Origin of the sequence: Bacillus cereus group sp. BfR-BA-01382 (genome assembly GCF_022663475.1) — a bacterium.
GTDB classification, from domain to species: domain Bacteria; phylum Bacillota; class Bacilli; order Bacillales; family Bacillaceae_G; genus Bacillus_A; species Bacillus_A thuringiensis_S.
Map to the genome: position 1 here is coordinate 1 of NZ_JAKUFQ010000145.1, position 10,010 is coordinate 10,010.

Here is a 10,010-nt window from a genome sequence, read left to right on the forward strand (position 1 = left end):
ACAACTATGTGTGAAAATCCAAACTGCAACCAGACTATCATAGTAATTTTCATTACTTTAGACTCTTAGCTTTGCGACCTATCCTTTCGAATAGTGTGCCAAATATAGGAATTTATTTATCGTGTTTTGAATATACCATTAAAACCCAAAAAAGAAAATAGTTTTTTCAGAAAAAAATAATTAATTTTTATAGTCTAAATTCCCCCCGGAAAATCCATAATGAAAACTTTCAAAAAACATTTTGATATTAAAAACACATCATACATTCTTTATAGATAAAGTGAAACTTTAATCAGCCCTCACCAATCGGGCTGCCCGGCAAATAGCGGGATAAAATAAAAAAACATCACTTCCAAATAAGTGATGTTTTTTGTAGTTAATGCAGTGGTAACATAACCTCAACCGTCGTTCCAACCCCAACTTCACTTTCAAAACTCATTTTACCGTTGTGATCTTTAATAATTTTTTCTGTAACTACTAAACCTAGACCAGTTCCTGTTTCTTTCGTTGTATAAAAGGCTTCGTTTAACTTTGGAATTTTATCTTTCGGAATGCCGCATCCCTCATCTTTCACTTGAACGATGATTCCTTCTTTTACAGTAACTTTAATCGTAATTGTTCCGCCAACTGACATTGCTTCAATTGCATTTTTAATTAAATTAAAAAAGACCTGTTTTAATCGTTTTTCATCACATGTAATTGATGGTAAGTCTTTACTGTAAATACCTTGTATGTGGACTCCTTGTTTTAAAGCAGGCTTTTCCATAACTCGAATAACATAAGAGATAATTTCTTGTATGTTATGAGTTTCTGATTCTAGTGATTTAGATTTCTCAAATCCACTAAGTTCTGTAGCAATTATATGAATCCGATCTACTTCTTGTTTCATAATATCACTATAAATTTTATCCTCTGGATGCTTGTCTGCTTGTTTATTCACAAGTTTTTTTAAGTTTGCTAAAGGTCTTCTAATCTTATAACCAATAACCGTTGCCATCTTTCCAACAGCTGCTAGTTTTTCTGTTTGTTTTATTTCTTTGTCCATCATCTCAAGCGTACGAACGTAAGACTGAACCCTCAAAAATATAATCCAACATATAATAGTAAATACACTATATAATGCCATTGGGATTAAAACGAGAGAAGATTGAATAATGATTCCTGTAAAAGCGTACTTCCCGACAAGTATCGCTGGAACTAACCAGAAATATCTTTTATTCACAAAGATTGGTGCAAACAAAATAAAAAATACTTCTACTATATTTCCACCGTCAAATTCCGCATCGCTACCATAATAAATCATAATGTTGTGGATACAATCTAATACATTATAGCCAATTAGAATAATATACTTTACCGCAAAAACATTCTTCCATTTCATAAAGTATATTCCAATGCAAAACAATACTACCATCAAAAAGTAAAGCCATAAACCTAAACCATCTTCAAACTTTCCTACGCCTTCTTGCTCTCCCGCGATCAAAGGTACGATAAATTCATAGGCAAGATCATACACAAAAAATATAATAAAAAATAAACTTAAAAATACTTTCAACGCCTTTATTTCTTCATTTTTAAATATATAGCCTTTATTCATATGGTAACTCCTAGCTTTTCTTCCACTTGAATTTCAGTATTTCCACACTTCCTTGGCAGAATAATGTCTATTCTCGTTCCAGTATTTCTTTCACTTGAAATATGTAACTCACCAAGGTGCTCGGCGACAATTCGATTCGCTACTGTAAGACCCAGACCAATTTTATCTTGTTTCGTTGTATAAAAGGCCTCTGTAACACGGGCTAAGTTTTCTTGCTTAATACCATGACCATTATCAATTAAGCTGATCATCACATACTCTTTCCCTTTATTTTCTAACCGTAAATGTAATATGCCACCTTGCTCCATTGCTTCTAAAGCATTTTTTATCGTATATAGAAAGACTCCTCTTATTCTTCGTTCATCACATTCAACTTCTATTGTTTGTTCTCCCACATTAGAAATAAGCTGCACATTTAATTCATTCATTTTTTCGCGAAGAGTTGTTGTTGCTTGTAATACAATTTTACCTAGATCATGTTTCTTATAAATAGAAGGCTTGCATGTAGCAACTTCCATCAACTCACTTATCATATTATTCATATTTTCTATTTCAAAGATCATACGTTTATAAACAGGATCCTCTTCATGCTTCTCTCTTTGTAATTGCGTAAATCCTTTTAATGAAGCGAGTGGATTTTTAATTTCATGTCCAACCGTCGCTGCCATTTTTCCGATTACTGCTAATTTTTGTGATTCACTAGCAATCGCAATACTTTCCTTTACAGCTGAAAGATATTGTAAAAATCGGTTTAAAATGATATATGCAGCTATTAACATAAGTGTACACATAATAAGGAACATAAATGCTTTTATTTCCTCTAATACAAATAAATAAATTAAATATTTTCCTACAATAGAAGAAAGTAAGATTACATAAAATTTTTTATTTAAAAATATGGGTACAAAGAAAATGAGAATAATTTCTATTATATTTGTCGCATCAAACGCCGCCTTATTATAAAAAATATACGAAAATATATTAGCGATTTCTATCCCTATGTATGCAAATATCCATGCATATTTAACAAGGTTTGCCTTCTCTTTTTTCATTAAATATATATTCACGCACAGTATTGCTACTCCGCAAATAACTTGCCATACTATGTTGTATCCCTTATCCATTATTGATTTATTGTCTAATACAATTGCATAGAAAATTTGATATACAATAACAATAACATATAACACCCATAAAAGGATTTTTGCATTCCTTTCTTCTTCTTTATATGATAGAAAACTTTCTTTCACTTCAACACCCCTTCAAAATAATATCTCGAAGAATACCATTTATTATAATAAATGATTTTCATAGACAAACAAAGATAAATCGCAAATTTGAGGAAAATCATCCCAACGATGCAACATCTTCATGCTATATACAAGCATAAAAACCATAAACAATAATACGTATATTATGGGAGGTGTTTTTATGGACGGCAAAAAAAATAAAAAGATAGAACAACTCCAATCTTTCACGCGTGAAAATGAAGGAAAGGAGATGACAACAAATACAGGTGTTAAAATTTCAAATGATGAAAACTCTTTAACAGCTGGAGATCGTGGCCCTACCCTTCTAGAAGATTTCCTTATGCGAGAAAAACTTTCTCACTTTGACCGTGAACGAATTCCAGAACGAGTCGTTCACGCACGAGGATACGGAGCACATGGCATTTTTGAGTTATATGAATCTTTAGAAGAGCTAACAATGGCCCATTTTCTACAAGACCCTTCAAAAAAAACACCGCTTTTCATTCGTTTCTCTGAAGTAGCTGGATCAAAAGGAGCAAATGAAACGAATCGAGATGTAAGAGGATTCGCCGTTAAATTTTATACAGAAGAAGGAAATTTTGATTTAGTAGGAAACAATATTCCCATTTTCTTTATTCAAGATGGCATTAAATTCCCTGATCTTATTCACGCCCTTAAACCAGAGCCGCATAATGAAATTCCACAGGGACAAACAGCACATGATACTTTTTGGGACTTCATCGCCAATAATCAAGAATCAGCTGCAATGATGATGTGGATTATGTCCGATCGTACAATTCCAAGAAGCTTTCGAATGATGCAAGGATTTGGCGTTCATACATTTCGTTTCGTTAATAAAAATGGAAAGTCACGATTCGTGAAATTCCACTGGAAGCCAAAGCTCGGCGTTCATTCGTTAATTTGGGATGAAGCACAAAAACTAGGTGGTGCTGATCCAGATTACCATCGCCGTGATTTGTGGGAAAATATTAATGCTGGAAACTATCCTGAGTACGAACTTGGCATTCAAATTTTAGAAGAAGAGGACGAATTTAAATACGGCTTCGATATATTAGATGCAACGAAAATTTGGCCTGAAGAAGATTTTCCCGTTAAAATCATTGGGAAAATGACCTTAAATCGCAATGTAGATAATGTATTCGCTGAAACTGAACAAGTGGCACTACACCCTGGAAGTATCATTCGTGGTATTGACTTTACCAATGACCCTCTCTTACAAGGTAGACTCTTTTCTTATACAGACACACAATTAGCACGCGTTGGTACAAATTATCAAGAACTACCGATTAACCGTCCAATATGCCCATTTCATAACAATCAAAGAGATGGTGCATCTAAATATATAATCGACAAAGGAAACGTTGCCTACCATAACAATTCCTTAGCAAATAATTCTCCTTATACTGTACCTGGGACAAAGGGGGGGTTCGTTACATATCCTTCTACTGTATCTGGTCATAAAACAAGGGAAACTGCTGCTAGCTTCAAAGACCACTTCTCTCAAGCTCGTTTATTTTGGAATAGTATGAGTCACGTCGAAAAAATCCATATTATACAAGCTTTCTCCTTTGAATTAGGAAAAGTCAAAAGTAAATCTGTCCGCCAACAAGTCGTTGATATGATTGGACATATTAGTACAGAATTGGCTACTTTAGTTGCAGAAGCTCTCGGAGCAAAAGTCCCAAATGTGCAAGAATCCAACGTTACAAAATCATCTCCAGCACTCAGTATGGCAAATACGACCTTTAGTCCTAATACATTACGAGTAGGTGTCATTGTTGCAAATGGATATGATGGGCCAAGCGCACAATATATAATAAATCAGTTCAAACAAGTAGGTCTTCAACCAGTGATCGTTTCCGAACGATTAGGCATAGTGCAGGGGACGTCAAATGGACATTGGGAAGTAAATGATACTTTCTTAACAGGCTCACCACTCCTTTATGATGGATTACTTCTTATCGGCGGAAAGATGGATGATCATTTTCTTAACAAAGCAAGTTCCTTTGTCGTAGAATCATATAATCACTTTAAGCCGATTGGCTCCTTCCAAAACGGCTCTTCTATTATTCAATCTTTAAATATAGAAGGAAAGCCTGGTGTTTTAATAGAACAAGACCCTACGCGACTAGCAAATGAATTTATTAAAGCTATGACAAAACAACGCTTTTGGGATAGAGCATATTCATAAAATAGGGGGACATTTATGTTTGTTACTGTCGAGAAAGATGTGCATATTTTTGTGCAAGACGTTAATCCTGGTCCAGGTAGTAAGACTGTTTTCTTCGTTCACGGATGGCCTTTAAATCATCAAATGTACCAATATCAACTCAATGTTTTACCAGAGCATGGCTTTCGCTGTATCGCCATGGATATACGAGGGAATGGGCAATCTGATAAGCCATGGACTGGTTACACGTATGATCGATTAGCCGATGATATCGCAATTGTTCTAGAAGCACTCGAAGTAGAGAACGCTACATTAGTCGGTTTCTCAGTTGGTGGTGCTCTTTCTATTCGCTATATGTCTCGCTATAATGGGCGCCGCATTTCTAAGCTCGCATTAATTGACGCTGTCTCCCCCTCTTTCGTTAAAAATCAAGAGTCCCCTTACGGTGTACCGAAAGAACAAGCAGATGCTCTCATTAATCAAATGTATGCTAATTTACCAAAATTTTTAAATGATGTATCTTTATCCTTTTTCAATAGAAACTTAGGAGCTGCAACCCTTGAATGGTTTTCTTATCTCGGTATGCAGTCCGCTTCTTATGCCCTTATCAAAATTTTACAAGCAGCTGCAAATGAAGATGTAACGAAAGATTTAAATAAAATTAACGTCCCAACAAAAATCTTCCACGGCGTTCACGACCAACTAATTCCTTACAAAAGTGCTGAGCTTACGCAACAACGAATTAAAAATTCTCAGTTACATGCTCTTACAAATAGTGGCCATGGTTCACCAATCGATCAAGCGGATGAATTAAATAAAGAGCTGATAAAATTTTTACATGCATAACAACTGCAATACAAGATTGAAAGTTAACATAATCGATTTTTTACAAAACATAAAATTCACACATTTCTCACAAATATACAAATAAAACGATTACATTTTCATATATACTAAATGTACAAGTAATACTCCCTAAACCCAGCTTGTCTGGTTACCCCGTTAAATACTATGAAAAAAGAACTTGTATCGTTATACAAGTTCTTTTTGTTTCTTTTATTAAAAGAGGATTTCTTTGCTATATTGATTTCCAACGAGTAAATCATATTGAAGCATTTTATATTGCTCTAACATTTCTTTTTGTTTCTTTGTTAAATCATTGATTACTTCCCCATTTTTATCAACTTTTAATTCATCTCTAAGCACTGGTATTTCCTTGTAAAGTCCCGATAAAAATTGATAAAATGAGGATTTATTTAATCCTGCATAATCAAAAATAAGATTAGAAAAATGAATTGGGCTTACTAAACCTAAATTATCATTTGGCATATCAAAGTTTGCATACATTAATAGCGGCGTTTGCGCCATTGCTAAACGTTCACTCGGTGTTTTTTCATTCGTTATATACCCATTTTCTTTATAAAAAGATTTATTTGTTCCTAATGATGGAAGGTGATCTCCAAAGAATACTAATAATGTAGGTCTATCTAAATTATCTAGTTGCTCTATTAAATATTGAAGAGCCTCATCTGAACGTCTTAACCCTTCTGTATACGTCTCTAATTCTCCCTTTGATTCTTCATTTTCTAGCCCGCTAATTTCTATTAGATTTTCACCAAATCGGCCCTCTGTAAATGGAAAATGATTTTGCATCGTAACTGCATGAATAAATGTAGGTTGTTTTTGTTTCTCTAACTCAGCAATTATCTCTTCACTCATCGCTAAATCACTAATATAATCTCCATCAATATCCACATTTTCCATCGTGTCCTCTGCATTAAACTTATCAAATCCTAACACCTTATATACATCATCACGTTTAAAGAATGTGCGTCCAAATGAATGAATTGCACTTGTGTAATAGCCTTCTTTTTTCAAAGCCGTCGGGATTGATGGAATTTCTTTCTTATTTGTAATAACCTGCTGATATGGTATAGAACCTGGCTTTAACAAACTCATTGAATAACTCGTTAATGCCTCAAATTCAACGTTCGCCGTATTTCCCCCAAATGTAGGAGAAATAGTTTGTCCACCAGGAAAGTTTTCTATATAATGATGTAAATTTGGTACAGGATCTTCACTAAAAGAAAGGTTGGTTACTTTCGTCGGATCCCAAAACGATTCACTCATTACAAAAATAATATTCGGTTTCTCTTTTTTCTTTTCGTTCCCTATATTTCCACTATATTGTTTTTTTATATCGTTTGCTATTTGAAGCATATTTTCTTTAGAATAATTTTTTGGTTTTTCCATAACTGTTGTATCTAAATTGCTAATAAACCCCAGTACAAAACCATTTGAAGCATAGTTCTCATTTTGATTCCACAAAACAAAATCTACACCTGATTTTTGAAATACTTTATTCATAAATGTATTCGCAAAATTACCGTACGCATATAGAACAAAAATAGATCCTACTACTAATAAGGCTCTTATTCCTAGATGAATCTTTACATTTTGAATATACCTTCTCATATATATCCCTGCTACAATACAAGCCACGATACTTACGATAATGATTAAAATATAACTCCAGCTAAAATAGTCCATCACCATCGGTATAACAGATTGCATATGCGTAATTTGTGTGAAATCAGAAGGATATAACGGATCCCCTCTGAAAATAAGCTTCAAATAATTCACAATACCTAAAATGACTAACGTACAGCTAGATAAAACCATACTTAGAAAAACCTTACCTATTAAATTATATACAAGAATATATATTGCATAAATTACTACAAAACTTAATATAAACTGCATATTATAAATGTAAATCCAATTCATTGTCTCTATGAAACTCATATTAACTTGCATTACAATATAAAATAATGCTACTGCATGAGCTAGCAAAAATAATATAAAATGCACTCGCAGGGATACCCTAGGTATAGACATCTCTTTTTTATTGAAATGCGTAATATAAAATGTTATGCCCCATATGAAAATCATCATAACACTTAAAATAAGCTTTTGATTTAAATGATCTTTCATCATGTCTAAATTAAAAACCTTTAAAATCATAAACAGCATAGTTATTACTAATAAAGTCACCATACTACTTATAATGCTAGAAATTAATATACTTCTTTTCGGAAGATGAAAAAGTGTAGAACCATACTTCAATTCATTCCCTCGTTTCTATGTCTTAATTTCCCCCGCATCGAAAGAACTATTTCTATTAAAATAACATATATTACATATTTCGTCTGTATACTTGCTTCTATTATAAATGTATTGTCTTAATATTCCCTTAATCAACAGTTAAATTGTGACATACAAATTACTCATTCTTGAAAAACTTAATTTTGATATTCTACTTTATGATATAATAACTATGTTTTGGAAATCCTTAATACTATTAAAGATTTCACATAAAAATACGAAAGAATTAATAAAAAAGGAGTTGCTCATTTTTGCTTACTAAGTTTAAGAGTTTGCCTAAAGCGGTATATGCAATTTTGGCGCTTTCTTTCCTGTTGCACGTTTTTTGTTTAGTAAAACAGCCAGGATTAGATGGAGAGTTAGTCAAAGTAACATATGGTGCAAATGATGCCTTTAACTATTCGTTAACAGCTGAACAACTATTAAAACATGGTGTATTTGGTTATGTGTATTTAGAACCTAGTGAAGTTCCAGGGAAAAATGCATATATCACACCAGGTCAGCCATTACTATTAGCTGGCGCTATGATTATTTCTGATATTACATCAATTCCTTACTATTACGTAGCAACTGTTATTAACATGATCATGAACCTTTGCACAGTGCTATTGGTATTCTTAATAGGAAAAGAATTGTTCGAAAAAAACATTTATGGAATTGTTGCAAGTATTTTATATGCTATTTATCCAAGTAACTATACATACTTCCGTACATTGCTAACAGAAGTTCCATCCATATTCTTATTGGCATTATGTGTATATGTATTTGTTCTCGCATGGAAATACAATAAAACGAAATTCCATATATGGTTTGGAATTGTCGTTTCAATTTTACTTATGTTCCGTCCAAATCCAGCTCCAATGATGCTCATTCCTGTTCTTGTTGTGTTATTTACATATGGATTTAAAGACTCCATTCGAATCGGATTGTTATGGTTTATCGGACCGTTCTTGATTATTGGCGCATGGGTTGTTCGTAACTATTTAGCGCTCAACCAATTTATTTTATTCTCAACCCAAGGTGCAGATCCACTGATTGCCGGTGCAGATCCATTCAATAAAATTGGCTATGAAAATATAGTAAATGAAATGAGAGCTAAAGGCTTAGATGACAAAGGTGCATACGCAAAGGAATTAATCAAGAATGGATTTAAGACGGACTTCACTTATTGGTTCTCTTGGTTCACTGTCGGTAAAACAATTGAGTTATTCAAAACAGCTCCTGCTGTAGACCAATACCGTATTCATAATTTTATGCAACTATGTCATAGAGTGTTTATCATTGGTACATTCTTGAGCAGCTTCTGCCTCATGCTAAATTCATTTAAACATAAACGCGTTATGATGCTAGTAGCAAGTTCTATTATTTACATTATCTTCTCAAACTTATTCTTAGCAATTAACCGCTACGGATTTTTCATTAATCCTCTTATGTGCTTAATTCTTGCATACGGATTAATTCACATTGCGCAGAAGCTTCCATTCTTCCGCACTAACCAAGCATAATAAGAAAGAGGTCGGCCATCTGTGGCCGACCTCTTTCTTATTACCCAACACTTTGCACACGGCCCATTTGTCCATTCTGTAATCGCACTTTAATTCCATATGTATGTGTTTCTGTATTTATCAAAATATCTTTCACAACACCACTCACTGTTTTACTATAATCATTATCTAATTGGATAACTACATGTGAACCAACTGAAATTTGTGATCGTGTTGGTTTCCCGCCCGTTGTTTGTTTTGTATTTTCTTGCTTTTGTGTTCTCTCTTGTTGTACAGGTTGTTGCTGAGCTTTCTGTTGCTCT

At 33.5% G+C, this 10,010-nt stretch carries 7 protein-coding genes and 1 riboswitch; of the genes, 3 read left to right on the forward strand and 4 right to left on the reverse strand.

Annotated features, from left to right (window positions below; genetic code table 11):
• Positions 1 to 21 precede the first annotated feature (21 nt).
• Positions 22 to 110, reverse strand: a riboswitch (cyclic di-GMP riboswitch).
• Positions 111 to 376: 266 nt separating this feature from the next.
• Together MR160_RS31105 and MR160_RS31110 are read right to left on the reverse strand one after the other, a co-directional pair.
• On the reverse strand, positions 377 to 1,597 hold the full coding sequence (locus MR160_RS31105) for an ATP-binding protein (protein WP_001032631.1): 1,221 nt from the start codon (positions 1,595 to 1,597) through the stop codon (positions 377 to 379).
• Positions 1,594 to 2,847, reverse strand: a complete 1,254-nt coding sequence (locus tag MR160_RS31110; RefSeq protein WP_000664882.1) for an ATP-binding protein — start codon at positions 2,845 to 2,847, stop codon at positions 1,594 to 1,596. The genes MR160_RS31105 and MR160_RS31110 overlap by 4 nt, the downstream gene beginning before the upstream one ends.
• 181 nt (positions 2,848 to 3,028) lie before the next feature.
• Here MR160_RS31110 and MR160_RS31115 point away from each other — a divergent pair, with 181 nt between their 5' ends.
• Together MR160_RS31115 and MR160_RS31120 are read left to right on the forward strand one after the other, a co-directional pair.
• Entirely contained in the window at positions 3,029 to 5,059 is a 2,031-nt protein-coding gene (locus MR160_RS31115) for a catalase (protein ID WP_000348754.1), read from the forward strand.
• Between the two features lie 15 nt (positions 5,060 to 5,074).
• Complete coding sequence (locus MR160_RS31120; protein ID WP_000498274.1) at positions 5,075 to 5,884, forward strand: alpha/beta fold hydrolase; 810 nt, start codon at positions 5,075 to 5,077, stop codon at positions 5,882 to 5,884.
• 213 nt (positions 5,885 to 6,097) lie between these two features.
• On the opposite strand, the gene MR160_RS31125 is transcribed toward MR160_RS31120, so the two are convergent.
• Positions 6,098 to 8,164: an LTA synthase family protein gene (locus tag MR160_RS31125; RefSeq protein WP_000873640.1), complete on the reverse strand. Its 2,067-nt coding sequence runs from the start codon at positions 8,162 to 8,164 to the stop codon at positions 6,098 to 6,100.
• A 290-nt stretch (positions 8,165 to 8,454) separates the two neighbouring features.
• Here MR160_RS31125 and MR160_RS31130 point away from each other — a divergent pair, with 290 nt between their 5' ends.
• Complete coding sequence (locus tag MR160_RS31130) at positions 8,455 to 9,708, forward strand: glycosyltransferase family 39 protein (RefSeq protein WP_000956215.1); 1,254 nt, start codon at positions 8,455 to 8,457, stop codon at positions 9,706 to 9,708.
• Positions 9,709 to 9,748: 40 nt separating this feature from the next.
• On the opposite strand, the gene MR160_RS31135 is transcribed toward MR160_RS31130, so the two are convergent.
• A partial coding sequence (locus tag MR160_RS31135) for a YwbE family protein (RefSeq protein ID WP_242299003.1) occupies positions 9,749 to 10,010 on the reverse strand: 262 nt, incomplete at its 5' end.

What these genes read in the sequence shown, in the direction of transcription:
- MR160_RS31105 (WP_001032631.1), bottom strand. Translation starts at nt 1,597, where the DNA reads ATGAATAAAGGCTATATATTTAAAAATGAAGAAATAAAGGCGTTGAAA.
- MR160_RS31115 (WP_000348754.1), top strand. Translation starts at nt 3,029, where the DNA reads ATGGACGGCAAAAAAAATAAAAAGATAGAACAACTCCAATCTTTCACG.
- MR160_RS31120 (WP_000498274.1), top strand. Translation starts at nt 5,075, where the DNA reads ATGTTTGTTACTGTCGAGAAAGATGTGCATATTTTTGTGCAAGACGTT.